The sequence below is a fragment of the Gimesia benthica genome, assembly GCF_009720525.1.
In the GTDB taxonomy this organism is placed as follows: domain Bacteria; phylum Planctomycetota; class Planctomycetia; order Planctomycetales; family Planctomycetaceae; genus Gimesia; species Gimesia benthica.
In genome coordinates, this window is sequence record NZ_CP043930.1 from 63,645 (window position 1) to 88,239 (window position 24,595).

26 protein-coding genes are annotated in these 24,595 nt (G+C 52.5%); 11 read left to right on the forward strand and 15 right to left on the reverse strand.

What is annotated here, in order from left to right; genetic code table 11:
* Window positions 1-56 precede the first annotated feature (56 nt).
* The gene (locus tag F1728_RS00355; protein ID WP_155362410.1) at window positions 57-1,262 is read left to right on the forward strand and encodes a sialidase family protein; all 1,206 of its coding nucleotides are present in this window, start codon (window positions 57-59) and stop codon (window positions 1,260-1,262) included.
* A 38-nt stretch (window positions 1,263-1,300) separates the two neighbouring features.
* Here F1728_RS00355 and F1728_RS00360 read toward each other — a convergent pair whose 3' ends face one another.
* A complete protein-coding gene (locus F1728_RS00360) occupies window positions 1,301-2,557 on the reverse strand; it encodes an MFS transporter (RefSeq protein ID WP_194242617.1) in 1,257 nt (418 codons plus the stop codon).
* A gap of 5 nt (window positions 2,558-2,562) precedes the next feature.
* Entirely contained in the window at window positions 2,563-3,021 is a 459-nt protein-coding gene (locus F1728_RS00365) for an MFS transporter (protein ID WP_155362412.1), read from the reverse strand.
* Window positions 3,022-3,241: 220 nt separating this feature from the next.
* On the opposite strand from F1728_RS00365, the gene F1728_RS00370 reads away from it, so the two are divergent.
* From F1728_RS00370 to F1728_RS00380, 3 genes are read left to right on the forward strand one after another with little or no spacing between them, the layout of a single operon-like run.
* Window positions 3,242-3,565, forward strand: coding sequence for a hypothetical protein (locus F1728_RS00370; RefSeq protein WP_155362413.1), 324 nt, complete (start codon window positions 3,242-3,244; stop codon window positions 3,563-3,565).
* 51 nt (window positions 3,566-3,616) lie between these two features.
* Complete coding sequence (locus F1728_RS00375) at window positions 3,617-4,210, forward strand: hypothetical protein (protein ID WP_155362414.1); 594 nt, start codon at window positions 3,617-3,619, stop codon at window positions 4,208-4,210.
* Between the two features lie 28 nt (window positions 4,211-4,238).
* Window positions 4,239-5,369, forward strand: coding sequence for a zinc-dependent alcohol dehydrogenase family protein (locus F1728_RS00380; RefSeq protein ID WP_155362415.1), 1,131 nt, complete (start codon window positions 4,239-4,241; stop codon window positions 5,367-5,369).
* 12 nt (window positions 5,370-5,381) lie between these two features.
* On the opposite strand, the gene F1728_RS00385 is transcribed toward F1728_RS00380, so the two are convergent.
* The 4 genes from F1728_RS00385 to F1728_RS00400 all read right to left on the reverse strand — a co-directional run bounded on the left by F1728_RS00385 (window position 5,382) and on the right by F1728_RS00400 (window position 8,392).
* The gene (locus tag F1728_RS00385) at window positions 5,382-6,239 is read right to left on the reverse strand and encodes an SGNH/GDSL hydrolase family protein (protein WP_155362416.1); all 858 of its coding nucleotides are present in this window, start codon (window positions 6,237-6,239) and stop codon (window positions 5,382-5,384) included.
* Window positions 6,236-6,961 carry a hypothetical protein gene (locus F1728_RS00390; protein ID WP_155362417.1) on the reverse strand — a complete coding sequence of 242 codons (726 nt, stop codon included), beginning with the start codon at window positions 6,959-6,961 and terminating at the stop codon, window positions 6,236-6,238. Before F1728_RS00390 ends, F1728_RS00385 begins: the two co-directional genes overlap by 4 nt.
* 117 nt (window positions 6,962-7,078) lie before the next feature.
* Window positions 7,079-7,567, reverse strand: a complete 489-nt coding sequence (locus F1728_RS00395) for a hypothetical protein (RefSeq protein ID WP_155362418.1) — start codon at window positions 7,565-7,567, stop codon at window positions 7,079-7,081.
* 135 nt (window positions 7,568-7,702) lie between these two features.
* Window positions 7,703-8,392, reverse strand: coding sequence for a hypothetical protein (locus tag F1728_RS00400; RefSeq protein ID WP_155362419.1), 690 nt, complete (start codon window positions 8,390-8,392; stop codon window positions 7,703-7,705).
* A gap of 154 nt (window positions 8,393-8,546) precedes the next feature.
* On the opposite strand from F1728_RS00400, the gene F1728_RS00405 reads away from it, so the two are divergent.
* The 3 genes from F1728_RS00405 to F1728_RS00415 all read left to right on the forward strand — a co-directional run bounded on the left by F1728_RS00405 (window position 8,547) and on the right by F1728_RS00415 (window position 13,717).
* On the forward strand, window positions 8,547-9,005 hold the full coding sequence (locus tag F1728_RS00405) for a hypothetical protein (protein ID WP_155362420.1): 459 nt from the start codon (window positions 8,547-8,549) through the stop codon (window positions 9,003-9,005).
* A 133-nt stretch (window positions 9,006-9,138) separates the two neighbouring features.
* Window positions 9,139-12,252 carry a DUF1553 domain-containing protein gene (locus tag F1728_RS00410; protein ID WP_155362421.1) on the forward strand — a complete coding sequence of 1,038 codons (3,114 nt, stop codon included), beginning with the start codon at window positions 9,139-9,141 and terminating at the stop codon, window positions 12,250-12,252.
* 16 nt (window positions 12,253-12,268) lie between these two features.
* Window positions 12,269-13,717, forward strand: a complete 1,449-nt coding sequence (locus tag F1728_RS00415) for a DUF1501 domain-containing protein (protein ID WP_155362422.1) — start codon at window positions 12,269-12,271, stop codon at window positions 13,715-13,717.
* Window positions 13,718-13,785: 68 nt separating this feature from the next.
* Here the strand turns inward: F1728_RS00415 and F1728_RS00420 are convergent, their stop codons facing one another.
* From F1728_RS00420 to F1728_RS00450, 7 genes are all read right to left on the reverse strand, one after another.
* A complete protein-coding gene (locus F1728_RS00420) occupies window positions 13,786-14,367 on the reverse strand; it encodes a hypothetical protein (protein ID WP_155362423.1) in 582 nt (193 codons plus the stop codon).
* A 38-nt stretch (window positions 14,368-14,405) separates the two neighbouring features.
* The gene (locus F1728_RS00425) at window positions 14,406-14,639 is read right to left on the reverse strand and encodes a hypothetical protein (RefSeq protein WP_155362424.1); all 234 of its coding nucleotides are present in this window, start codon (window positions 14,637-14,639) and stop codon (window positions 14,406-14,408) included.
* A 213-nt stretch (window positions 14,640-14,852) separates the two neighbouring features.
* Complete coding sequence (locus tag F1728_RS00430) at window positions 14,853-15,389, reverse strand: hypothetical protein (RefSeq protein WP_155362425.1); 537 nt, start codon at window positions 15,387-15,389, stop codon at window positions 14,853-14,855.
* 3 nt (window positions 15,390-15,392) lie between these two features.
* Entirely contained in the window at window positions 15,393-15,938 is a 546-nt protein-coding gene (locus F1728_RS00435) for a hypothetical protein (protein WP_155362426.1), read from the reverse strand.
* A gap of 58 nt (window positions 15,939-15,996) precedes the next feature.
* On the reverse strand, window positions 15,997-16,431 hold the full coding sequence (locus tag F1728_RS00440; RefSeq protein WP_155362427.1) for a hypothetical protein: 435 nt from the start codon (window positions 16,429-16,431) through the stop codon (window positions 15,997-15,999).
* A gap of 61 nt (window positions 16,432-16,492) precedes the next feature.
* Window positions 16,493-16,996: a hypothetical protein gene (locus tag F1728_RS00445; RefSeq protein WP_155362428.1), complete on the reverse strand. Its 504-nt coding sequence runs from the start codon at window positions 16,994-16,996 to the stop codon at window positions 16,493-16,495.
* Window positions 16,997-17,360: 364 nt separating this feature from the next.
* Window positions 17,361-17,606, reverse strand: a complete 246-nt coding sequence (locus tag F1728_RS00450; RefSeq protein ID WP_155362429.1) for a hypothetical protein — start codon at window positions 17,604-17,606, stop codon at window positions 17,361-17,363.
* A 152-nt stretch (window positions 17,607-17,758) separates the two neighbouring features.
* Here F1728_RS00450 and F1728_RS00455 point away from each other — a divergent pair, with 152 nt between their 5' ends.
* Window positions 17,759-18,622: a GntR family transcriptional regulator gene (locus tag F1728_RS00455; RefSeq protein WP_155362430.1), complete on the forward strand. Its 864-nt coding sequence runs from the start codon at window positions 17,759-17,761 to the stop codon at window positions 18,620-18,622.
* 3 nt (window positions 18,623-18,625) lie between these two features.
* Here the strand turns inward: F1728_RS00455 and queF are convergent, their stop codons facing one another.
* Both queF and F1728_RS00465 read right to left on the reverse strand, forming a co-directional pair.
* The gene (queF, locus tag F1728_RS00460) at window positions 18,626-19,000 is read right to left on the reverse strand and encodes a preQ(1) synthase (RefSeq protein ID WP_145040981.1); all 375 of its coding nucleotides are present in this window, start codon (window positions 18,998-19,000) and stop codon (window positions 18,626-18,628) included.
* Between the two features lie 115 nt (window positions 19,001-19,115).
* Window positions 19,116-20,579, reverse strand: coding sequence for an acyltransferase family protein (locus F1728_RS00465; protein WP_155362431.1), 1,464 nt, complete (start codon window positions 20,577-20,579; stop codon window positions 19,116-19,118).
* A gap of 155 nt (window positions 20,580-20,734) precedes the next feature.
* Between F1728_RS00465 and galE the strand changes: the two genes are divergently transcribed.
* From galE to F1728_RS31425, 3 genes are read left to right on the forward strand one after another with little or no spacing between them, the layout of a single operon-like run.
* Window positions 20,735-21,733, forward strand: coding sequence for a UDP-glucose 4-epimerase GalE (gene galE / locus F1728_RS00470; protein WP_155362432.1), 999 nt, complete (start codon window positions 20,735-20,737; stop codon window positions 21,731-21,733).
* Window positions 21,733-23,616 carry a DEAD/DEAH box helicase gene (locus tag F1728_RS00475; RefSeq protein ID WP_228030432.1) on the forward strand — a complete coding sequence of 628 codons (1,884 nt, stop codon included), beginning with the start codon at window positions 21,733-21,735 and terminating at the stop codon, window positions 23,614-23,616. Before galE ends, F1728_RS00475 begins: the two co-directional genes overlap by 1 nt.
* Window positions 23,617-23,621: 5 nt before the next feature.
* Entirely contained in the window at window positions 23,622-24,566 is a 945-nt protein-coding gene (locus F1728_RS31425; RefSeq protein ID WP_228030433.1) for a hypothetical protein, read from the forward strand.
* The last annotated feature ends 29 nt before the right edge of the window (window positions 24,567-24,595 follow it).

Below are 24,595 nucleotides of genomic sequence, written 5' to 3' on the forward strand. Positions count from 1 at the left end.
GGTTATCCTCATTGAGTCAACCGCTCCCACCATTCTCGAGCAGCAGGAATTCTCACATGTTACTGAAGTCTCGCGACGTCCTGAAATGGATTCTCTCCTCCGTGCTGCTACTCAGCTACGTCAGCGGTTTCAGTCAGGCGCAGGAATCAGCGCCCACTAAACAGCAGCCCGGCTTCACGATTCCCTATCTCGATCTCACCGCAGACAGTGATCGCCAAATTGTCGTTGATCGCGAAGAAGGACAATACCTGGGACATCCGACCACGGTTCTGCTGGAAGACAATCAAACCATACTCTGCGTCTATCCCAAGGGGCACGGCAAAGGGGGCATCGTTTACAAACGCTCGCCCGATGGAGGGAAAACCTGGAGCGATCGACTGCCCACTCCCGCTTCCTGGTCCACCTCACGCGAAGTGCCGACTCTGCACCGCGTGATCGACGCAACAGGCAAAAAACGCATCATCATGTTCTCAGGTCTCTATCCCACCCGCATGTCGATTACCGAAGATGATGGCCAGAGCTGGAGTGAGCTGCAGCAGGTAGGGGACTGGGGTGGCATCGTCGTGATGGGCTGCGTGGAACCACTCAAGACCGGCAAAGGCCATTACATGGCGCTGTTCCACGATGACGGCCGCTTCATTGCCAAAGATTCAAAGCAGGAATCGCCCATCGCGTTCACGCTGTTTAAAAGTCTCTCTACCGATGGCGGTCAGACCTGGTCAGCCCCGATGGCCATTCACAAGTCGTCCGACTACCACATCTGCGAACCCGGTATCATTCGCTCTCCCGATGGAAAGCAACTGGCGGTCCTGCTGCGGGAAAACAGCCGCCGTCATAATTCTCAGATCATCTTTTCCAACGACGAAGGCCAAACCTGGACCGAACCCCGGGACCTCCCCGGCGCACTGAATGGAGATCGTCACACCGGGAAATATGATCCCATCAGCGGACGCCTGCTGATCTCCTTCCGCAGCAACACACCCCGCGGACACAAGGCGCCCACCGAAGGTGACTGGGTGGCCTGGGTCGGTACCTACGATGATCTGGTTAAAGGGAGTGAGGGACAGTATCACATACGTCTCAAAGACAATACCCGCGGCGCAGATTGTGCCTATCCAGGAGTGGAAGTGCTCCCCGACGGAACCTTTGTACTGACAACCTACGGCCATTGGGAGAAAGGGAAAGCCCCCTACATCCTCAGCGTACGACTCAAACTGGCCGAACTGGATGCGCTCGCCGACAGCAATTCCCAAAGCAGGTAAGCCAGGCAGGTCTCACCGTCCGCCACACTGACGATTTCCTATGCCTCAGGTGTCTCGGTCTCCGCTTCTTCACTGGTCTCCACAACCAGTGTCTGTGCTGGATCAACCCAGAGCGAAGCCACACCGGCGATTAGAAATGCGATCGCACAGGTAATGAAGGCATTGTTCCAGTGATGGTCTAAACCGATCACAGCAATCATGAGTACCGGAGCGACAGCCGCCCCCAGGTTCCCCCACATATTGCCCCATCCCAGCACTGACCCCACGTGTTTTCCAGCAATGTCCTGGTTAAAAGCCCACATGGCAGGAGAACCAAAATCGGTAGAGAAGGCAACAATCGAAAACATGGCTACCGCTGTCCAGGGGGAGATATCCAGCATACAGACCAGGTAAGCAGCCATAGCGGTAAAACGCGAGAGTGCGATCGGCAGCACGCGGCTCCAACGGAGACTGATGCGGCGCATCAACCAGTCGGTCACTTTACCACCCGATAAGGTTCCAAACCAGCCGACCGCCAGTGCAAACGTCACCATTTTGCCTCTTGTCTCCAGTGGAACCCGGTAGGTTTCATCCAGGTATCGTGGCAGCCAGGTGACCAGGAACAACCAGCCCACGTTCGTACAAAATTGCGACAGCGAAAGCAACCAGAGACTCTTGTTCATCGCGATGGCTTTAAATGGAATCCCGCCGATCTGTTTGGAATGATCTTTGTCCTCTTCCAGTCGTCCATGTTCGATCAGCTCCAGTTCCTGTTCGGAACAGGAAGGGTGGGCCCGGGGATAATCGCGAATGATCCACCAGAATATTGCTGCGATGAAAATGCCGATGACGCCGTAAGTCATCATCATTTTTCGCCAGCCCTGTCCCTGCACCTTGCGAACGTCGTTATAATAGCGGGCTTCAAACAGCAGTCGATTTAAACGCGATTTCTCTTCCGGAGTCATGTCGGCGGAGTTGATCGTCAGCAGTTGTTCGGCCTGCTGATTCAGTTTCATCCCTTCGTACTCCTGCGGATTATACAGGGACGCGTTCTGCAGAATCTGATTCAGATCGTTGATGAATCGATCTTCCTCTGCCGATCCCGGCGGCATTTTGGGATCAGCGGCCGCCGATTTCAGAAACTCCTGATCGGCAGGGGGGAGCTGCGCATAGACTTCGGATTCAAAAGTCTGTTTCTCATCAACTCGCTTCAGAAACGTACTGGCCAGCTGATGCGGTTGCAGGAGGGCCCCCGGTTTCAAATCAGAAGATTCCGAGATAGGCACGAACAGGATAATCAGAAAGGCAGTCAGCACTGGAGCTAAAGCGCCTCCGATCCGTCCCCCACGGTCACCATACTGCTGGCAAAACCCCGTTCTGTTAAAGGCATCCATTTGCTGACGATATTTGCGCTGGTGGGATAAGCGCCCGCCTGGCTCAGGCCGAATCCCAACCGGAAAATCAACAACATGATGAAACCGGTCGCAAATCCTGTCAGTGCTGTAAACAGAGACCACATGAGGATATAAAGCGTCAGCATCTTCCTGGCACCGAACCGGTCACTGAACCATCCGGAAGGAACCTGGCATAACGCATAGGAAACGAAAAACGAGCCCAGCAGAATCCCGATCTGATGATCGGTCAGACCCAGTTCGTCCTTGATGAACACCTCTGCAAAGGAAATACAGAATCGGTCCAGGTACAACAACACCGCCATCAGCATGCAGGCAAAGATCACACGATAACGGACATACGATCGGGACGATTCCACACTGGACATGTTGTTTCAGCTTTCCATCAGGGTTGGTGAGCAAAGAAGTTGCAGCAGTATAACAGCATACTTTGATCAAAACGAGCATGTTCTGTCAAACATGGTGAAACCAGCATCCCGGCAGTCTCTCCACCTGCAATCAATCCGCTCTGGTCTCTCACCGGCAGATGTTCTATAGTAAGCACGCGACGAAATGGACTTTTGTCACTCGAACAGAAAGGCCCCCGGCATGGGTCGCTGCTGTCTCATACTGAGCCAACTCATTACCTGTATGGGCACCTGTTCCACTACCAATGCTGCAGAAACAGAGCCTCTCACGATCAAGGAGATCAACCAGACCTGGCAACAGCGCCGGGAACGTCTGCAGGCCATGCGGGTCGAGCTGTCTCAGGAAACGACTTCCAGTAAGCTGCGATATATGAAGTCAAATATCGATGATGAAGATGTACCACTTACAGTTGAAGAAACCCGTCGCTACCTGCATGAGCAGGTTGAATACAACACGAAGTACTCGCTCCTGCTGGATTCTCCACGCTTTCGCTTCCGCTCTTGAGGCCGTCATCCCTACTTGCAGTTAAAAGAGATGTACAATCATGATATGACTGTGACGACCGATGGCCAGACTGCAGCACTCTCCTATCAATTCAGAGAAACAACCAATATCACGATTTATAAAGAACCTGTAGAGCCCAGGATCTTAAACTGTATCAACCTGAGCCCTTTGTACTGGTCTCTGCTGGCGGGTGACCCCTGCACGGAAACGTCGCTGGATGGCTTCTTTCCCCAAAACCAAATCAAACAGATCCAGGGGTTGGATTGCACCGTTCTGGAAAAAACAGACAAATCAGGCGTCAGCCGTCTGTGGGTTGCTCCCCGTGATTACGAATGCGTCGTCATGCAATATGAGCGCATAAAATCTGGAAGAAAATACTTTACGCACCAGTTCCAATATTCCAACAATATGCAATCAGGACCTCTGCCCACAACCTGGGAAGTAAAGCAGTATCAATTTTATGAGAATCAAAACTATTTGACATACGCCTCGAAGTTCAAGGTCGACTCCATTCAATCCAATGTTACGATACCTATTGAGCAGTTTAAGATGAAACTCCCCCCGGGAGCGCACGTCTCTGATCTACGCAAGCCCATTCCTCAAGGAGGCGAGCTGAATTATATCGTCCAAGAGGATTCAGACTAATTTCGAATAGCAAAAGGAAACCCGTGACATGCACACTCGCGCCGCTGTGTTGTATGAAATGGAGAAGCCGACTCCCTATGCCGAGTCAAAACCGCTGGTGATTGAAGAGCTGCAACTGGACGACCCCGGTCCGGGGGAAGTGCTCGTAGAACTCGCTGGCGCCGGTCTCTGTCACTCCGATCTATCGACTATCGACGGCTCGCGGCCCCGGGTCATGCCCATGGTGATGGGGCATGAAGCCAGCGGCATCGTTCGCGAAGTCGGTCCCGGCGTACATGACCTGCAACCTGATGATCACGTGGTCTTTTCTTTTGTCCCGTTGTGCGGCCACTGTATTCCCTGTGCCACCGGTCGTCCCGCGCTTTGTGAACCTGGTGCGAAAGCCAACATCGCCGGTACTCTTCTTTCAGGACATCGCCCGTTTCGAAGTGCCTCGGGAGAGGAAATCAACCACCATCTGGGAGTCGCTGCGTTTTCTGAATATACGGTCGTCGCTCAGGAATCATTGATCAAGATCGATTCACAACTCCCCTTGAGTACCGCCGCCCTGTTTGGCTGCGCGGTCATGACCGGTGTGGGCGCGGTGGTCAATACAGCCAAAGTGGAACCGGGTTCCAGCGTTGCCGTCTTCGGTCTGGGAGGCGTAGGCCTGAGCACCATCATGGGAGCCCGTGCCGCAGGTGCCGAATCGATCTTTGCCGTAGATCTGCTCCCCGAAAAACTCGAACTGGCAGCCCAGGTCGGTGCAACACATCTGATCAATGCCGGCGAGGAAGACCCCGTCATGCTGCTCAAAGATCTCATGCGGGGGGTTGATTACACTTTCGAAAGCGTCGGCAACGAACAGGTCCTGCAACAGGCTTATGCTGCCACAAAACGGGGAGGTACCACGGTCACCATCGGTCTGCCGCACCCAGCGAAAATGTTTTCCATTCCCGCAGTCAGCCTGGTCGCAGAGGAACGCACTATTAAAGGTTCCTACATGGGTTCAGCCGTTCCGCGGCGAGATCTGCCGCGTTTCATCGCCATGTATCAGGCGGGCCTGCTCCCCGTCGACAAGCTGTTATCGCGCACGATTCAACTGGATGAAATCAACTCCGCCTTCGATGACCTCGCCACCGGAGCCGCAGTTCGACAGGTGATTACGTTTGAGAAGTAAACGATGACGGGGTCACTCAGTCTGATAAGCTGGGCCCACGATCTCCCAAACCTCATCCGCCATCTGCTGCTGGCCGGCCTGGGAAAGATGGATACTGTCCAGCGTCGCCCCTCCGCCTGCCAGGACAGATAAGAAGACCCGTTTCGGGACCAGTTTGACTCCATATTTCCGAGCGAGTTTTCGCTGAATCAGTCCAAATCTGTTGTAAAAAGGAGGCAGCGGCAGTTCCAGCATCACCAGTTGGCGCCCCGGTGCAGCCAGTTCCGCTAATAGCTGCTTCAGACCGGTTTCGAATTCCGCTGGCGTGGTCGAGCCCAGAATATCGTTTCCACCGATCTCCAGCAGAACTAGATGTGATTCGATCCGGGTCTCCGCAACTTGCTTTCGCGCCGAGGAGACAGTCGCCCCCACTCGTGACAAATCCTGCACAGTCAGCCCGTGTTCGTGGTTCAGAAGTACCGGCCAGGTTCTCGTCTGTGGATCCCCCAGACCAGCAGTGACCGAATCACCAATCACTGTTAAACTCCGCTTGTCCACCGGATCGACATGCGGCAGCAGGTGAAACGGAAGTTCCCACCCCACTGCAGCCAGCCAGACAACGATCAACACATACGAGAGTCCCCGCCGCTTCGGCTTTCGCAACTGTACCAGCAGCCAGATCAGGGTCACAATTCCCAATACGCCATACAACCACCAGGGCAGGGGAGTTGACGAAACAACCACCGCGATCACACCCAGCAGAAACGCAAGGCCCATCCCGCGTCGGGCCAGCTTTGCTTGACTCAGTGACAGAAGAGCTGCCAGCAAAATCAGTGTGCAGCCAGTGAAGAATGCCTGACCGGAGGCGATGTGATAGACAACCGGATTCACGGATCCACTCCGGCACGCTGTTCCGAAAGATTGATCGTTGTCGCGCGCTGTCTTTTCTTTCTGAAATCGAGTAGCCACCACAGGGCAATCGAAAAATTGATCAGGCCGATCAGTAGAAAATGAACTCCGCGTCCAGCCCACCAGGCATAACCGAATACACAGGCGAAGATCAGCAGCATGCTCATAAAGACAACACTCTCTGGTCGGGGAGGCTGCTCTGTCGTCTCAAAGATCGCGGCATTAATTTTCTGGTACTTTTCCCAGCCTTCCTGCAGATCAAGATCAATCTCCCGTCGCAGGCGTTCTGTAATTTCAATCTGTTCGGCTTTCTGGAAATTATCGATATGAAATTTCAATCGTTTCCCCGGAGCCTCCACGACTATCGCCCCCGTGAGAGAGTACCACTGCAGATGGGTTACCTCATCAAAGGGGATTTCGGTGATGTGGAAGACATCCCGCTTCACCAGCCTGATCCCGGATATTTCCAGTCGCTCCCGACTCCAGGCCAGGATACACCAGATACCCAGTAGTGTGCAGAGCAGAAAGAACCCACCAAACAGCAAGGCGGAAAAAACCGGATAGCGAAAAGAGCCATCCAGATTATAGAAAGCAGCCAGCGTAGAACCGATGCCGACCAGCGAAAACAGACTCGTCCCGGCAATTCCCAGATAGAGGTAAAAGCGACGGGGCCGATAAAAGATGACGGGTTGAGATGCATGCATCGTTTGAAGATCCCTCTTCTAGACTGACCCGCAGTAGATAATAAGATCGTCATTCATGGGAAATCACCTTGACCGAAAGTTGCCCCAGGCACTTATTTTCCCGCTAACTACTGATCGTCAGTCCCTGAAATCCAGTCCCTGAAATCCAGTACCTGAAATCCAGTACCTGCCAATCAGAATCCCGGTTACAGGTCCGAACAAAAACGCAGCCGGAATCCCATACCCCCGTGCCGCAGAGATCCAGTTATGTTCCGATCCTTTATAGTGATTAAAAGGAAATTCTCCCTCAATCCAGGCTCCCAACAGAGCAATTCCCACAACCAGAGCTACACCTCCCAGCAGACCATACATCGCCTGCCGCACCCAGGGGCCGAATGTATGGAAGGCGAAGAAGGGACCGACCAGGATGAAGACAGTGACAAAACTGAGGATCAGGGTCCAGCGATAGCGCACTTCAGCAGTTTCAAAGAGGGTCGGATGGATGTAATCAGATCGCTGAATCACGTTTGCCATCGTGAGCTGCGCAATGACAACTCCCACAAACAAGCCGGTAAAAGCACCGCCGATCAATCCCTTAAGTAGCTTCGCAAGCCGCTGCCCCCACATACCCGCGCCTTTACTATAATTGAATACAGAATACTGACTTTAGTTTACCAGTTCCCCATAACAGAATCAAAAATCGTCGGTCTGTTGATGACCATCATAATCACGACGTCGAATCAGATTGGTACGCAAGAACTCTTATACATCTACCTGAGAAATGACATCCTTCTTTCCAGGAGGAACGGAAGCAATTAAAGTCGAATTGATCACGCGGCGTTTTGACGTATCCGGATTCTTGATGGCCGCTGTATGCAGGGTCCCCAGCCAGGTTGAATGATCTGCGGAGTAGGGAACAGAAGAATTATTGATACAGATGATCTGATAATCCAGGCAGGAAAAACAGGGGACCTGAGTCGCAAAAGGCTGCAGCATTTCATAGCCCGACTGAAACATCGGGTTGTGCTGAGCAAGAAATGCAGCAGGGGTTAGACCCAGTTCATGTGCGCAGAGTGCATAGTCGGATATCTCCAGAGTGCTTTCCACCTCGGTTGGCTCATATCCCAGCATGAGGAAACACTCCTCCGGCCCATTGTCGCGATGAGGTTTTGTCGAATTTTGTTGATCAAAGCGTCCCAGCGAAACATACTGCAGTGTCTCTCCTCGCGTGGTTTCATGAATCGTCGCCAGTTCCTGCTTGAGAGCAACCATTGTATTACGCAAGCCCTTCGAACCAAGGTCTGCTCCCAGGTTGATCAGACAGAAGCCAGGCTCGCTGAAATCCGTACGGCAGGTCCTTTGATAAACGATCTGTGCCAGTTCAGGTATCGTCAGGTTATCAGGACGAAGGCATATCGCGTCGAGGGGCCACGGCGGTAAGTCGGATCTCATCAGGTTCGCTCTCACAAGTTTGGGCACAAGAGGGGATGTTTAATTTTAGATCGCTCAATGAAAGGAAAGTCACACTTTTCTATGCAGCAGGACTATAATCATTGGAGACAGGTTCTTCTCCGATTCCATTTTCTTCTCAGAAACAGGCAGAAACATGGTTCGTCTCTTCATTTTCTATCTCTCCCTCTTCGGATTCCTCATACTCCCCGCCAGCGAATCGATAGTTGTTTCACAGACTGGACAGTTTAAAAATTCCAGACAGACATTTGCTGCCTGGCCGTGGCCCGTCGCACTCCCCTCAGACAATAGCCCCGAAATTAAAGCAGCTGCAGATCGATTGAGCAAAGCACTCAAAAACCCACTTGCTGTCATCCAGACGGATCAGAACCCCGTCTGTGCGCTCTGGCTGGAGATTGGTTCATGGAACCCCAATCCATCGACACCAGGCTATGTCATACTGATTCAACCTGGCGGAGGACAGATCCTCGCCTCTGATCTGAAACTATTAGAAAAAGCCATCAGCCGGTTGAATCAACAGAAACGGATTCGTAATGGAAAGACCGAACTCCCCATCGGCGTTATCACCAGTTATCCCACCATTTCTGAATCTTGATTTCTCCGGATCCGCAAGTGACAATCCAGGCGGAGCCTGTTAATATTTAATTTAGTTTATATATTGCCCTCACCAGTTTGATTTCAGGATTGCCCAGATTCGATCCATGCATAATTCATTACGGATAGCTTTAATGCCCCTGATCTTCTCTCTCTGGGGAGTATCGCTGCTTCACGGAGCAGAGGAGAGCGGGCCTGGACAAATCGAGTTCAATCGTGACATCCGGCCGATCCTTTCCGAGAAATGTCTGCACTGTCACGGGCCCGATGCGGCAACCCGCGAAGCTGATCTCCGTCTGGATGACCAGGAAAACGCAATTCGCCCCCGTGATGGTTACCGCATTATAGATCGCCAGCATCCGCACCAGAGTGAGTTACTCAAACGGTTGATTACCACAGATGATTCTCTCAAAATGCCCCCCATTGATTCCGGTAAGGAACTGTCGCCAGCGGAAATTGATTTGCTCAAACGCTGGATCGCAGCGGGAGCCGCCTATCAGCAGCACTGGTCTTTCATTCCACCCCGACGTCCAGACCTGCCTGAGGTTAAAGAGCAGACCTGGGTACGAAACCCGATCGACCGTTTTGTCCTGGCTCGTCTGCAACAGCAAGGTCTCAAGCCGTCTCCCCGGGCTGACAAAGCGACGCTCTGTCGGCGGCTCTCACTTGATCTGATCGGACTGCCTCCCACGCTGGAGGAACTGAACACCTTCCTGCAGGACGACTCACCACAGGCCCTGGAAAACCTGATCGACCGCCTGCTCAGTTCGCCGCATTATGGCGAACATCGTGCTCGCTACTGGCTCGACGCAGCCCGCTACGCAGATACCAGCGGTTATTTCACTGATGAAGAGTGGGAGATGTGGCACTGGCGGGACTGGGTTATCGACGCTTTCAACCGGAATCTGCCTTTCGACCAGTTTACGATCGAGCAGCTGGCTGGAGACCTGCTCCCCGAACCGACTCAAAAACAGCTGATCGCCACCGGCTTCCATCGCAATCACATGACAACCCGTGAGACAGGAATCATCGATGAAGAGTACCGCGTGGAATACATCGTCGACCGGCTCGACACAACATCCACAGTCTGGATGGGCCTCACCATGGGCTGCGCCCGCTGTCACGATCACAAATACGATCCGATCTCACAGAAAGAGTTCTACCAGCTCTTCGCCTTCTTCAACAATACTCCCGAGACAGGCAACACCCGCACTGCAGGTAATGCTCAACCGGTTCTGCAGATCCCGTCCCCGGACTATAAGGACAAAGAACTGAAACTACAGAACGAGTTGCAAACCCTCGAACAGCAGCATCAGCAGAACGAAACGAAACTCGCTCGACTCCAAACGGAATGGGAACACCAGATTCCTACAACACTGAAATCCCCTCCGACCGAGCAACTGATCCTCCATGATCCATTGGATGATCTGAACCATAACCAGACCTTCACAGCCATCGGCAAAGTCGAGAACGGCGCCGGCTTTCTGGGAGCGGGTGCGCACTTTGATGGAACTGCCTTACTGGAGAGTCAGCAGCAACTCCCCCTTGATCGGCACACGCCCTTTACAATCGCTGCCTGGATCAAACCCGCTTCGGGGGGGCCGATCTGCATTCTTTCTCAGAATGACGATCGTCAACAACTCCGGGGCTTCGACATCATGCTTCGTAAGGGAAAGCTCTGCGTCCACCTGATCCACGCCTGGAACAGTAATGCGATTCAGGTGGTGACTGACGGCAGCATCAGTACCGGTCGCTGGCAGCATCTGCTCGTCACCTACGACGGCTCGTCGACGGCAGCGGGAATTCGCATTTATCTGAATGGTGCCTTACAAAGTACTTCTGCTCCCTACGACCGCCTTACCGGCAGTATTACAACCGACGAACCCTTTCGCCTCGGACGACGCTCGACCAGCGCGTTCTATAAGGGCGACCTCGATGAGCTGCGAATCTACAGCCGCACGTTAAGTGCAGAAGAAGCCAGGCAACTCGCCGATTCGCAATTCCTGACTGCCACTCTCGCGGTCCCCAGGGAGAAACGCACGCAACAACAGCAGGAGACATTACGTACTTACTTCCTCAATACGGCAGCCCCTGAGGCATTCCGTGAAACGGAACAGGCTCTGGAAAAGAAACGCAGTCAACTCGCCCGCTTGCGCAAACAGATCCCCTCAACGATGGTGATGCAGGAAAACAAGAAACCACGGGAGACCTTTATTTTGGAGCGGGGCGTTTACAATCATCCGGGTGAAAAAGTAAGCGCCCGGGTCCCCGCCATCCTGCCCGGCTTCCGTGATCAATTCCCGACGAACCGTCTCGGACTGGCCCGCTGGATCACCAGTCCTGACCACCCATTAACAGCTCGCGTCTATGTGAACCGGCTCTGGCAACAGATGTTTGGTGTCGGTCTGGTCAAAACGGTCGAAGACTTCGGCTCGCAAGGAGAATGGCCCAGTCATCCGGAACTGCTCGACTGGCTGGCCGTCGAATTTCGTGAAAGTGGCTGGGATGTCAAACACCTGATCAAGCTCATCGCGTTTTCAGCGACTTATCAGCAGTCGTCTCGCGGCACCAACGAACTCTATGAGCGCGATCCCGAAAACCGTCTGCTCTCACGCGGCCCCCGCTTCCGACTCGATGCTGAGACGGTCCGCGACAATGCACTGCACATCAGCGGTCTGCTCGTAGCGAAGCAGGGGGGACCAAGTGTCAAACCATATCAGCCGGCAGGTCTCTGGGAAGCGGTCTCCTACGATGGCGATGTCACCTATCAACAGGATTCGGGAGATGGGCTGTACCGTCGCAGCCTCTATACTTACTGGAAACGACAGAGTCCTCCCCCCGGTCTAATGGCCTTCGATGCTCCGACTCGCGAAACCTGTACCGTTCGCCGCCCCCGTACCAATACACCGCTCCAGGCTCTGGTATTGATGAATGATCCGACTTACCTCGAAGCGGCCCGGGTACTGGCAACACGCACTTTAAAACTGGATGGAACGGAATCGGAACGAATCGCTTTCCTGTTCCGTTCTGCCACCAGCCGTAGGCCTGATAAGCGAGAACAGCAGATTCTGAAACACCTACTCCAGCAGCAACAGAAGATCTATCACTCCGCCGCCGGTACAGCACAACAGTTGATTCAGGTTGGTGAAGCCCCCGTCGAGGCGATGATTCCTCCCGCGGAACTGGCGGCTTGGACCATGCTTGCCAGCACGATACTCAACATGGACGAGACCGTCACGAAACACTGATTCAACAGGATCCCCGATGCAGCACGAACTTAATCTGCTCCAACAGGAAATCACCCGCCGGCAGTTTTTCCGCCGCAATGCGACGGGAATTGGTGCGGCTGCCCTGGGATCACTGCTCAATTCGGATCTCGATGCAGGTCCTGCTGACTCGGTGCTACCCTCCCATTTTCCGGGGAAAGCGAAACGTGTGATCTATCTGTTCATGCACGGCGGCCCCTCGCAGATGGAACTCTTCGACTATAAACCGCGTCTCAAAGAATTAAACGCGAGTCCGCTCCCCGACTCGGTTCGCGGTGATCAACGTCTGACCGGTATGACCTCCAATCAGAAATCGTTCCCGGTTGCAGCCCCAAACCAGTTCCGTTTTCAACGACATGGAGAAAGTGGCACTTGGGTCAGCGATGCACTGCCGCACCTGGCGAAGGTGATCGATGATGTCTGCGTAATCAAATCGATGCACACCGAAGCGATCAACCACGATCCGGCAGTCACACTGATGCAGACCGGACACCAGCAACCGGGACGTCCCAGCTTTGGAGCCTGGTCCAGTTACGGACTGGGTAGTGAGAACCAGAACCTGCCCGCGTTTGTGGTATTGATCTCCGACGGTAGCGCGTCCCGTCCCGCGGATCCCCTGTATGCCCGCCTGTGGGGCACCGGATTTCTGCCTTCGAGTCACCAGGGAGTCAACTTCCGGAAGAAAGGCGATCCGGTACTCTATCTCTCCAATCCGTCCGGTCTCACTGACGCCAGTAGACGGAGTATGCTGGACAGCCTGGCCATGCTGAATGAAAGGCAGTTTGAAGCCTATCGCGATCCGGAAATCCAGACCCGCATTGCGCAATACGAGATGGCTTACCGCATGCAGACTTCCGTTCCTGACCTGACCGACTTTTCGAATGAAAGTGAGCAGACATTCGATCTCTATGGTGAGGCTTCCCGTAAACCGGGAACCTACGCCGCCAACTGCCTGCTGGCCCGAAGAATGGCAGAGCGGGGTGTGCGGTTCATTCAACTCTATCACCGGGGCTGGGACCAGCATTACAATCTGCCCAGCGACCTGCGTCTGCAGTGCGGCGACATTGATCAGCCAACCGCAGGACTACTCACTGATCTCAAACAGCGTGGACTGCTGGACGACACTCTGATCATCTGGGGCGGCGAATTCGGCCGCACGATTTACAGTCAGGGTACACTCACCAGCACCGATTACGGCAGAGATCATCACGGCCGCTGCTTCACCATGTGGCTGGCCGGCGGCGGAATTAAGCCGGGCATATCCTACGGCGCGACAGACGATTTCTGTTACAACATCGCCGAGAACCCGGTCCATGTACACGATCTCAACGCCACACTATTACATTGCATGGGTCTGAACCACGAACGCCTGATATACAAACACCAGGGTCGCGACTACCGTCTGACCGATGTACATGGGACGGTGTTAGAAGACATCCTGGCGTGAATGCTCTATCGATCACGTTCCCCGTAAGCTTACCGTCGTCTCATGACAACATCGAATTGAATTCGGTCCTACCCGATTTCTGTTTCTTCATCGGACCACTCGCCCAAATTCACATTCACCCCGCCATAGTCTAGTTTTCTAGCGGCAGGATACCCGATCCGTTCTTCGATGAGATCGAGTGATTTGATGAAGAGACCGTCTCCCGGGCACAATGAATTTAAGAGTTCCTCATCACAGTTCAGAATCCATGCACGGCGATCGCCCCATGTTTCGCGAAACAATTTAATCGTTCGCTTCAGCGACGCAACAGTTTTCTTTGGATCACTGGCATGCCGTTCCGGCTCCCACTGTTCGCCCACATCCTGGGGATAGATCCAGATCTCCGGGGCTTTCATGACAGTAATCGATTCATCCCACAGGCTGACCAGCGAATACGTCTTTCCGTCCAGTTCCGTGACGATTTCATGAAGTGGCCGTCTGCCGCCCCGTTGCTTGAGTCTTTGCTGAAACTGTCGCTGATTCCAAGTAATCTTAAGCATCAGGCCGATTACGAGTAACGCAAAGAAAGCCAACACACTGAATACGATGATCGCCACGGTATTATAAAGAGACTCAATCACTTCAGCAGCTTGTAGAAATGAAACTACCATCAGCGGTTTTCCTCGATCACAGATATGACTCCCGCAATCTACCAGTCGGGATGCGTTTCATGGATCCAGACATGCACAATGTGATCACGTTGCTCTGTCAGCTCCTGATTTAAGACAGGATACTGGCCAATCTTAACGGGAGGACTCCCTGTCGCGAAGCAATAAGCGCCCAGTATCAGCCAGGGGGTAATCACGTAATAGAGCAGATCCTGCCATCCCAGATGGCCTGTGTTGATTCCTGTAAACCAGACTATGATCGGAAAATAATTCATTATCTTTAATCCGATCGGTACGCCTCGCATCTGAATTCAGCGAGTTCTTTCAGACTTTCGATGTCTTGGGGTGTACGAAATTCGGGAACCTGTTTTTTGAAGTTCAGATACTGAAACTGTAAGTAATACAGATAAAGCCATAAGAGTACCATCGGTGCGAGCATTAACACGATTAGAAGCGAATCTATCACGAGTTCATCCCTGTTGCTTGGCCTACAGAAGTTTACTTTGATCGTTTATCTCCAGCCAGTGCTGAGCTTCAAGCATAAGCTGGTGCTGCAATTTTTGCTCAATTTCAACCTGAGGATTTCGAGGATCGCAATAATCCCACCAATCTGATAATTCCCAATAAATGCCGATAAACTGGTTTAAGCCCAGGCTATCTTTCATGCTATCAGGCATCTCATGATACACTTCCCAATAAAGAAGTTCCGCCCCTATATCGGGCAGGATATCCTCAGCCACAATGCGCAATAAAATACTTCGGACCTGAATCCGGGCCGCTTCCAGGAATGTCACTTTCCCCAGTTCGAGTTCGACCAAAGCTTGCTCAAACAGGGGACCGACAGTTGACCTGATTGGTGTTTTTTCCCAAGCCATCTGATTCAGACTATCGGTATAGATCCCTCGATTGAGCCAGCATTGCGCCAACAGCACCATGTCTTCGCTGGTCAGCTTATTCAGACGAAACAAAGCGATGGCTTCAAGAGGTTCCAGTACTTGAAAATCGAATCTGGGATACTCCGGCATCGTTTATTCAGGCTCTTTTTTCGCGTTTGGAGGAAAACGAATCGTATTAATGTATTCGCGCATTATCTCAGGTAATTCAGTCATCGTAGTTGAAAGCGAATAATTGACGTGCCACCCTTCGCCATCGCGGTCTACATAAAGATCATAATCGGATATGGCAGGGTCATCAAACAGATATTCTCTCATGACAACCATTCGTTCGTACGCGCGAAAACCTTGAAACGTAACTTTTTTAAAGCCCTTTGGAACTCCAGTCGGATCCAAAGGGCCTTCTCGGGATATTGTCAGTGTTGAAAGAACGCGACGAGCCCCGTACTGCCGTGGGGCAAGTCTAATCCATACATATTCGGAGCCCATATCTTTCTCCAGCCAGTTGGGTGGTGCGATAATAGAAAACCCGGATGGGTGTGTGATTCTATTTTCCTCTTTCGGAGCTGTTATAGGAACCATCTCCCCTAAAGGACCATCCGCAGCATATTTGTTATGAACCGCTGGCAACAGTACCAAAACCAGCCCCGTCATGATCAACAATACAACCAACACTTCCACCTTCGTAAAGCCGGGCCGTCTGGGCTCATTTCTCATATTGATCACGCGCTTGCTGGTTTCACTTGCTCGCTGATGGTTTGATTTCCGTCGAACAGGAAACGACGCTGTCAGTCACCGCGAACACGCCCGTTGCGATTTCGTTCTTATTATCATTCACAGGCCGCCATTTTCCGACGAAGGATTGTCCGTTTTTCAGTTTGAAGGTGGTTTGCAGATCGCTGACCTTATGATTTCCCAGGGGAACCGTGATGACGACGATCAGGTGCTGTTTGGTGCGGGTATCCACGTCGAGCGTATCGATGGTACTGGTCGGGAGCGTCTCAACGACATCCAGTAATTTGACGCCTCGATAGAGCCTGTGTTCCGCACCGTTATTTTCGATCACCGCGGAAGGTTCAATTGGTGGCGCCGGTTTGTCGTTTTTTGAATTCCGGTTGGATCGCACGAATGCAATAATCAGAACCACAACCAGCAACTTTGCCACAACTCGCATGATATTTTCTCTCTTTAACTTACTTTCCAGAAATCTTCAGTGATGTATTTACTGTGTATATTCAATCAGAATTTCGCAGCGCCGTTCGTGACTGAAACAGTCGAGACCAGCAAAAACGAAGGAGCCAGGCTAATCCCAGCGCCAGGGAAGCATGAATTGCCAAGACGATCAGTTTGACAGGATGAAAGTTCGATCGAACATATAGAGAAGCGATCGTCCATTGAGGCCAGTTCTGATTCAACTCAACATGTAAACGTCCCTTTTCCGGTACAACCTGGATCAGGGAACTCAGACTGAATATCAGCAAAAACCAGAGCCAGAAACGGGAGAGTTTTTTGCTTCCGTAGAACACCGTGAAAACGGCAAACCCGCAAGCGAGACCGAAAGTGAGCCAGAGCATGAATGACTGACGTTTCTCTTCAGGCCAGGTCAAATCAGTTTCAAACAGCAACAGCCCCAGAAACATAAACATGTAGGCGAGAAAAATAAAAGAGCCAACAAAGCCAACCAACGCCTGCATACTTTTCTGCAGATAATTTTCTGCTCGTCGGTCCAGATCCGTCATTGAATATCCTCTTTCTCAATTCTCACACTTACATTACCTGGGTCTATCATGCTAATCTATTCACTTGAACACAAGCGAAGATCAGGATTGGTGGTGATCGGAAAAGCACAGATCAGCTGTAACACGATTGAGAACCGTCATCGCGATACCTGCCGGACTGGAAATGAAAACCAGATACTCCCAGCGGGTAGCCAGCAGATCTTCAGTCGGAACAGGAACCTCTGTCGGAAAAGTACTGAGATTGAAAAACCTCATGATGTATAATCCGGCGAGGTAGCAGGCAAAACACCTGCTATCAAATATCCCATCCGCCACTGGTGGCACATCCAATCAGATTCTGATTGTGTATGCTTTCGGGTCTGTCTCAGCTTCCATTCTCGACGCGCCAGCGGCGTTCTTTGGGAGGCACTGCTTTGTAGAGCACCTTAAAAGCCACCAGCATGAACAACAGCGCCGGCATCAGCACAATTCCTGCCAGCAGTTTGGGAAAACGATCTCCCAGTACCAGGATACAGGTCAGATCGCTGAGTGAAATGAGCAGTCCCATCCAGACCAGGATTTTAAACCGAGTCAACACAGCAGAACTGACGGGGGGAGAAGTAGTTTTCATCGCGCGACTCCCTTTCATATCTGAGAAATGAATTGTGACTCCATTTTACCCGCTAATCACATGAACACAAGTTTTTTCTCTCACGTCATATATTTACATTGTCGCCAATAACAATTACAATCCGCTCAACAGACACCAGCTGAGGAGCGCCCATGCAGATTCTGACTCTCACCAAATACATCAAAGCCGACCTGATCGCCCGGCTGTCACGGGATGAACTGTCCCCCGATGCGCTAACGCTGGCGGCACTCTCAGACCATTATCAGGTGAGCGTTACCCCGATCTATCATGCAATCAATGAATTGATTGAAGAAGGGTATCTCTATCGGGAAAAGAACCGGCGTCTGTGCGTCAATCAGGAGAAAATGAGCGATGCCCAGACCGCGGCGAAGTCCCCCCAACCAGCGCCTCCCGAAGATCATTTCAAACGTATTACCGATGACCTGCTCGCGATGAGCCTGAATGGCGAATCCGTGTTTCTGCGGGAAATGGCGTCGGCGAAAAAGTATGACATCAGCCGCACCAGTCTGCGGAATATCTTCAATCGGCTGGCCGGTGACGGAATGCTGGAGCATGTCCCTCGCAGAGGCTGGAAGCTGCGTTCATTCAATCAACACGATCTCGATGCCTTCATCGAAGTTCGCGTGGTCCTCGAACTCAAGGCACTGGATCTGGCGAAAGAGAGCCTCGAAAAACGGGTGCTGCAGAAAATACTGGACGGCAACCAGGTTCCCGAGACTGATGAGGAACCGCTGCAGATCGATAACAGCCTGCACGAATATCTGATCAAACAGTCGGATAACTATTACATCATCAGTTTTTTTGATCGGCATGGTCGCTATTTCGACCTGCTGTTCCTCTGGGAATCCAACGACCGCGACGCTGCCATTCAGGAGATCCAGCAGCATCAGCGAATCTTGAGCGCACTCATCAATGAAGACTGGACGACCGCCCGCAAAGAGTTGGAATTCCACCTCCGCAGCAATCACCCGGTCCTCTCGCAGCTTAAACGCTGACGTTTACTCTTCGTTACCCGCTTTGTGGTGCGACACAGTAATGGTACTGCTGATCCCGCCCCGGGGAGTAAATTCTGCTCGCAGTTCGAGCCAGCGAGGGTCGGTAACTGCAACCAGGTCATCCATAATGCGGTTGGTCACGTCTTCGTAGAAGGCACCCACGTTGCGATAGCTCTGCAGGTAAAGCTTGAGTGATTTTAGTTCGAAACAGACCTGATCGGGGATGTAAGTAATGATCAATGTGCCGAAGTCAGGCTGACCGGTTTTGGGGCAGACCGAGGTGAATTCGGGACAGACCGTTTCCATGACATAGTCACGGTTGGGGTAGGGGTTTTCGAACGTTTCCAGCAGGCTGCGTGGGGAATCGGCTTCACTCATGGTCGTATGTTTCTCTATCGATGGATTCGGTATGACGTATCACAAATGTGATCGTGTTCTATAGCGATTCTCCGAGGCGTACAAGCAAATCACACGTATTTTCACGCAAATCGGTTCAAATCTTGATAAAGATCCGCTGCAGATACATCCAGAGACAGATCAGCCACAGTACAAACAGAACCGTCGCAGATACGGCGATCGGGGCGTAGGGACAATCAGAGCTGAACAGTGAACCGGCCACAGACCAGCCGGTCATTTTATCGACCGTGGTCAGATGCATTTCGAGCGACTTTTGAATCCAGGGACGAATCAACTGCGCCATAATATACATGGCAATCGAGTTCATGCCGACCACCACAAAGGGGAAGGCCCACTTTTTATAACCTTTGACGTCGATAATCCAATAGAATACCGCCAGGAACCAGAAGGCCCAGCCGGCGCTGAAAATGGCCCAGCCCGGGGACCAGATCCGTTTGACAATCGGTACCAGATGCCACTCCCATTGCGCGATATTAACCGGCCAGATTGAAGTATCCAGCAACATCGATATCACGAAACAGATTAAGCCCGCCTGCAGCAGCCATTTCACTTTCATTTTATCCAGGCGGTTGGACATCAACAGTTGTCCGGCCATCAGACCAAACAGCATGGTCGCGATGGACGGAATAAAATTGAGCGTCTGATAGCCCCCATGGTTCACCCAGAACTTCTGTCCCTGGTAGGGCTCTTCGTAGCGAGGGAACTGGTTCAGCAACCGACGATCCACGGACGCGGCGGCATTTGTGTGTTTATTCCACGGTTCCCCGAAGCCGGAAAACTGAGTCCACTCCGATTCGTCCAGGTGTTTGACTTCAGTCAGGTAGTTCTTGACGGCCGTCAGCTCTGCCTCTGCAGGCATGTATTGATAGAAAAAGAACCAGTAACCTCCCAGAATGGTGACGACGCCAATTAACTGTGTCACAAAAGACCGGTTTACATAAAAGAAGACCACCAGATAACCCAGGCCGATCTGGCAGAGAACATTCGCAAAAGTGAAATTGGTGTGGGGGCCAGAGCGAGAAGAGAGAAAGACTCCCAGAGCCACAAGGAGCACCGATCGAAAAATGGCATGCCCCCAGATGCGGAGCGTGGAATCCCCCTTCTGTTTCCGCTTGCGTACCGAAAAGGGCATCGAAACGCCAACCATGAACATGAAAGAGGGCTGAATCAGGTCCCAGAAACCGGCACCGGTCCACTCTACATGACTTAACTGGTAGGAGAGTGTCTGCCAGAGATACTTCCACGAGGATTCCCACTGGGTACCATCATACTGCTGCAGAATTTCAGGTGAGTTCCGCACCGCGTTGGCGATGTAGAGTCCTCCGGAGGCCATCGCCAGCATGACAAATCCACGATAGGCATCCAGAGACGTCAGACGCTGACTGACCGGGGGTGTTTTCCCCTGTTTCTGTTCCTGCTCTTCTTTTTCAGCGGTTGCGGGAGGGATCGCCGGGGGTGTGACAAACTCAGTTTCCGGAGTTTTCTGCAGAGGAATGGTTTCCGGCTCATGTGACTCTGAATTCGGAGTATTTTGTGTCATCTGATTTACCGATGAAGAAAGAAAAGCTAAGGTATCACTACAGTCATTCAACTGGTTCTGCCAGTCGCTGAAAGACTGCTTTTATCGTACCGTGTCTGGCTGGCAGTGTAAAACATCAAACAAAGTCGATCTTTCCTTATTTTAAGCAGAGTTTCATGACCATTCTGGTAACCGGCGGTGCCGGCTATATTGGCTCGCATTGTGTCCGGCAGTTAATTCAGTCCGGCAAAAAAGTCTGCGTGATAGACAATCTATCACGGGGACATCGTGCAGCAGTCCCTGCAGAAGCCTCTTTCTTTCAGTTGGATCTGCTGGAGACCGAGCCACTCACGGAAATCATGAAATCCCAGCGGATTGAAAAGGTCATTCATTTCGCAGCCCTGGCTTATGTTGGGGAATCGGTTACGGATCCGTTACCCTATTATACAAGCAACACAGCGGGTACGCTTTCGCTGTTACGAGCCATGCGTCAGGCCCGTGTGAGCCAGCTGGTTTTCAGTTCTTCCTGTGCAACCTACGGCATCCCGGATCAACTTCCGATAACAGAAGATAGCCCTCAACGCCCCATCAACCCTTATGGCTGGTCCAAACTGTTTGTCGAACAGATCCTGAAAGACTGCGCCAGCAGTTACCCCAACTTCGGTTTTATCGGCTTGCGATACTTCAACGTGGCAGGCTGCTCGAAAGATGGTGCGGTGGGGGAAGATCACGATCCGGAAACGCACCTGATCCCCAACTGTCTTCGGACAGCCCTGGGACAGCAATCGCATATCACAGTGCTGGGGAACGATTATCCGACTCCAGATGGAACCTGCATTCGCGACTATATTCACGTGGATGATATTTGCTCTGCCCACCTGCTGGCCCTGAATGCATTGACCACGCAATCCAGCCGTTTTTATAACGTTGGTCTGGGGCAGGGCTTCTCGGTTCAGGAAGTGATCAGCACATCAGAAAAAGTGACAGGCTGTCCCATTCCCGTTGATATTCAGCCACGACGCCCCGGTGATCCCCCCATGCTCTCCGCTTCTCACGAACGGATTTCGAGTGAACTGGGCTGGTCTCCGAAATACAGGAGTCTGGAAGAGATCATTCAGACAGCCTGGGACTGGTTCCGGACTCATCCCGCCGGTTATCGGACGGATGATCCATAGTGACGATTGATTTCCCGGAAGTCCGTTTTCGTGGCACACTCAGGCCATCGCAGGCTGAGGCGATTTCGGTAATTGAACAGCAGTTGAACTCCGGCAAAAAACGACTGCACATCGTCGCACCTCCCGGTTCCGGCAAAACGGTGCTCGGTCTTTATCTCTGGGCGCAGCACGTCAGACGTCCCGCCCTCGTTCTGTCTCCCAATTCGGCGATTCAATCCCAGTGGGCAGCACGCACCGATCTGTTTCATTCGCCCGTCGATACCCGACAGCTTGTCACGACAGACTCGGATCAGAATGCACTTTTGACTTCACTGACCTATCAGTCAGTGACTCTCCCACGACAGGGAGACTCCGAAGTTGAAGAAGCAGCGCTGGAATACTGGATCGAATTACTGATCGCTCGAGAGCAGGCCCAGGATCCTCTGGAAGCGTTCACCTGGATTGCGGATCTCAAACAGCACAATCCCGATTATTACGAGAAGCGGTTCCGTACCTACCGTAAAACGGTACGTGACCAACTGGTGCTGAGCGGGAATGCACTCGATCTACTGCATGCATCGTCTCAGGAAACGCTCACACAGCTCAAGAGCAGGGGAGTTGGCCTGATTATCTTCGACGAATGTCACCACCTGATGGGGCACTGGGGGCGCGTACTCGCTGATGCACACGACTTCCTGGAACAACCCGTCATCATCGGCCTGACCGCCACGCCTCCTGACGAAAAAGGGAAACTTCAGGAGGACATTGATCGCTATCACAACTTTTTCGGACCGATTGATTACGAAGTTCCGATTCCCGCAGTGGTCAAGGACGGCTATCTGGCCCCTTATCAGGACCTGGCTTACTTTGTGCGTCCTGCGACGGAAGAACTGACTTACATCGCAAATACCGATGACCAGTTACAGCAGATCATGGAAACCCTGTGCAGCGAGAAAGAAGCGACTCCTCTGATCTCTGATGCTGACGAACCCGCTGAAACGTCTCTCGTGCCACAAGAGCGTGTGGAGCCACTCCCAGAATGGCTATTATCTATCCTGCAGAATCTGGAACTACCTTCCGGCAAAGTGGATGACTGGACGACCTTCGAACGCCGCGATCCTTCACTGGCGGACGCAGCCCGTCTGTTTCTGCAACAACGCGGACTGGAACTTCCGTTACACGTACCACCACTGGACATCACCAACATCGACGAAGAGATCCCCCGACTGAATTACTGGGGGCCTGTGCTGGATCGCTACATCCGTCATCGCCTCAGACGCTCACCCGCACCAGAAGATCAGGAGCTGGCGACACAAACGGTCGATCAGTTGCGGCTGTTGGGACTGCAAATCACGGAAACCGGTTCACAGCCCTGTGCGTCCCCGGTAGGACGTGTGATTGCGTATTCACGGAGCAAAATTCAGGCACTGATTCCTGTCCTCCGAGCCGAGATGCAGAATCTGGGAGACACGATACGCGCCGTGGTGATAGCTGACTTTGAAAAGACTTCAGCCACCTCAGCGGAAGTGGAGCATCTGCTCGATGAAGAAGCGGGGGGCGCCATTGCTGCTTTCAAAGAACTGGTCAAAGACCCGGAAACCGATAAATTAAATCCCGTGCTGCTCACCGGTTCCAGCGTACTCATTGATGATGATATCGGAGAGCTCCTGCAGACTGCAGCTGAACAATGGCTGACTGACAGAAAGATTGAGGTCACGCTCAGCCTGCAACCCTACGATGGATTCCACGTCCTCAACGGCAGTGGTTCACAGTGGTCTCCCCGGGTGTATGTGGAGATGATTACAGACCTCTTTCAACAGGGACTCACCTGCTGCCTGGTAGGAACCCGGGGGCTGTTGGGGAAGGTTGGGACGCGAATAAAATCAATGTTTTGGTCGATCTGACAACTGTGACGACATCAATGACGGTCAACCAGCTTCGAGGGCGCTCTCTCCGCCTGGATCCGGACATACCCACTAAAGTTGCGAACAACTGGGACATTGTCTGTATTGCGCCGGAATTTACCAAAGGACTCGACGATTACGAACGCTTTATCAAAAAGCACAAACGCCTGTTCGGCGTTACCGATGACGGCCTGATCGAAAAAGGCGTCGGTCATGTCCATGCTGCTTTTACCGAAATCAAGCCGGAAGGTCTCGAAGGTTCCGTGCAGCTGCTAAATAGTGACATGTTGACACGTGCTTCCAGGCGTGACGACTCACGTGCCCTGTGGAGAATCGGAGAACCCTATCAGGGGCTACCGCTCAAAACGATTGAATTGAACAATGGTGGCCGGGCAGGGGGAGGCGGCTTCCCCCCTTTCAGCGGAATTCGTCAGCCCTGGTCGTCCCATTCACTGACGAAAGCTGTCAGTCAGGCAGTACTGGCAGCGTTGCAGGAAACGAACCTGATCTCCAGTAAATCCCGGATGCAGGTAGGGGAACGTTCCGGAAACTACATCCGTGTATTTCTGGATCAGGCCCCCGAAGACGACTGTGATCGCTTCCTGGAAGCCGTGCAGCAGGTTTTCGGTCCACTTCAGGGAGCACGATATGTGATCCCCCGTGTTGTGCACGAGATTAAGGACACCTGGATTTCCAGTCTGCTGCCTGATCTGCTGGGACGATACTTTCGCAAACGTCAGGAACAACTGGCGATGGTGCATGCGGTCCCTACCGAACTGGCCCGCAACAAACAGTTGGTCTCGGTGTTTGAGAAGCACTGGAATCAGTATGTCAGTCCGGGCGAGGCCTACTTCGCATACCGAGGTAAAGGAGCAGAGCTGCTAGAACACGCGCAGCGCAGTGGACTGTCACCGCATGCGAAAATCCATCGTAAAGAAATATTCGTCTGACAGGAATAAACCGGTAGGCCACACTTGAG

Bases quoted from the DNA above. Each gene is read 5' to 3' on its own strand.
- F1728_RS00355 (WP_155362410.1), top strand. From the start codon at position 57: ATGTTACTGAAGTCTCGCGACGTCCTGAAATGGATTCTCTCCTCCGTG.
- F1728_RS00365 (WP_155362412.1), bottom strand. From the start codon at position 3,021: ATGTCCAGTGTGGAATCGTCCCGATCGTATGTCCGTTATCGTGTGATC.
- F1728_RS00370 (WP_155362413.1), top strand. From the start codon at position 3,242: ATGGGTCGCTGCTGTCTCATACTGAGCCAACTCATTACCTGTATGGGC.
- F1728_RS00380 (WP_155362415.1), top strand. From the start codon at position 4,239: ATGCACACTCGCGCCGCTGTGTTGTATGAAATGGAGAAGCCGACTCCC.
- F1728_RS00390 (WP_155362417.1), bottom strand. From the start codon at position 6,961: ATGCATGCATCTCAACCCGTCATCTTTTATCGGCCCCGTCGCTTTTAC.
- F1728_RS00395 (WP_155362418.1), bottom strand. From the start codon at position 7,567: ATGTGGGGGCAGCGGCTTGCGAAGCTACTTAAGGGATTGATCGGCGGT.
- F1728_RS00400 (WP_155362419.1), bottom strand. From the start codon at position 8,392: ATGAGATCCGACTTACCGCCGTGGCCCCTCGACGCGATATGCCTTCGT.
- F1728_RS00405 (WP_155362420.1), top strand. From the start codon at position 8,547: ATGGTTCGTCTCTTCATTTTCTATCTCTCCCTCTTCGGATTCCTCATA.
- F1728_RS00410 (WP_155362421.1), top strand. From the start codon at position 9,139: ATGCCCCTGATCTTCTCTCTCTGGGGAGTATCGCTGCTTCACGGAGCA.
- F1728_RS00415 (WP_155362422.1), top strand. From the start codon at position 12,269: ATGCAGCACGAACTTAATCTGCTCCAACAGGAAATCACCCGCCGGCAG.
- F1728_RS00420 (WP_155362423.1), bottom strand. From the start codon at position 14,367: ATGGTAGTTTCATTTCTACAAGCTGCTGAAGTGATTGAGTCTCTTTAT.
- F1728_RS00425 (WP_155362424.1), bottom strand. From the start codon at position 14,639: ATGAATTATTTTCCGATCATAGTCTGGTTTACAGGAATCAACACAGGC.
- F1728_RS00430 (WP_155362425.1), bottom strand. From the start codon at position 15,389: ATGCCGGAGTATCCCAGATTCGATTTTCAAGTACTGGAACCTCTTGAA.
- F1728_RS00440 (WP_155362427.1), bottom strand. From the start codon at position 16,431: ATGCGAGTTGTGGCAAAGTTGCTGGTTGTGGTTCTGATTATTGCATTC.
- F1728_RS00445 (WP_155362428.1), bottom strand. From the start codon at position 16,996: ATGACGGATCTGGACCGACGAGCAGAAAATTATCTGCAGAAAAGTATG.
- F1728_RS00450 (WP_155362429.1), bottom strand. From the start codon at position 17,606: ATGAAAACTACTTCTCCCCCCGTCAGTTCTGCTGTGTTGACTCGGTTT.
- F1728_RS00455 (WP_155362430.1), top strand. From the start codon at position 17,759: ATGCAGATTCTGACTCTCACCAAATACATCAAAGCCGACCTGATCGCC.
- queF (WP_145040981.1), bottom strand. From the start codon at position 19,000: ATGAGTGAAGCCGATTCCCCACGCAGCCTGCTGGAAACGTTCGAAAAC.
- F1728_RS00465 (WP_155362431.1), bottom strand. From the start codon at position 20,579: ATGACACAAAATACTCCGAATTCAGAGTCACATGAGCCGGAAACCATT.
- galE (WP_155362432.1), top strand. From the start codon at position 20,735: ATGACCATTCTGGTAACCGGCGGTGCCGGCTATATTGGCTCGCATTGT.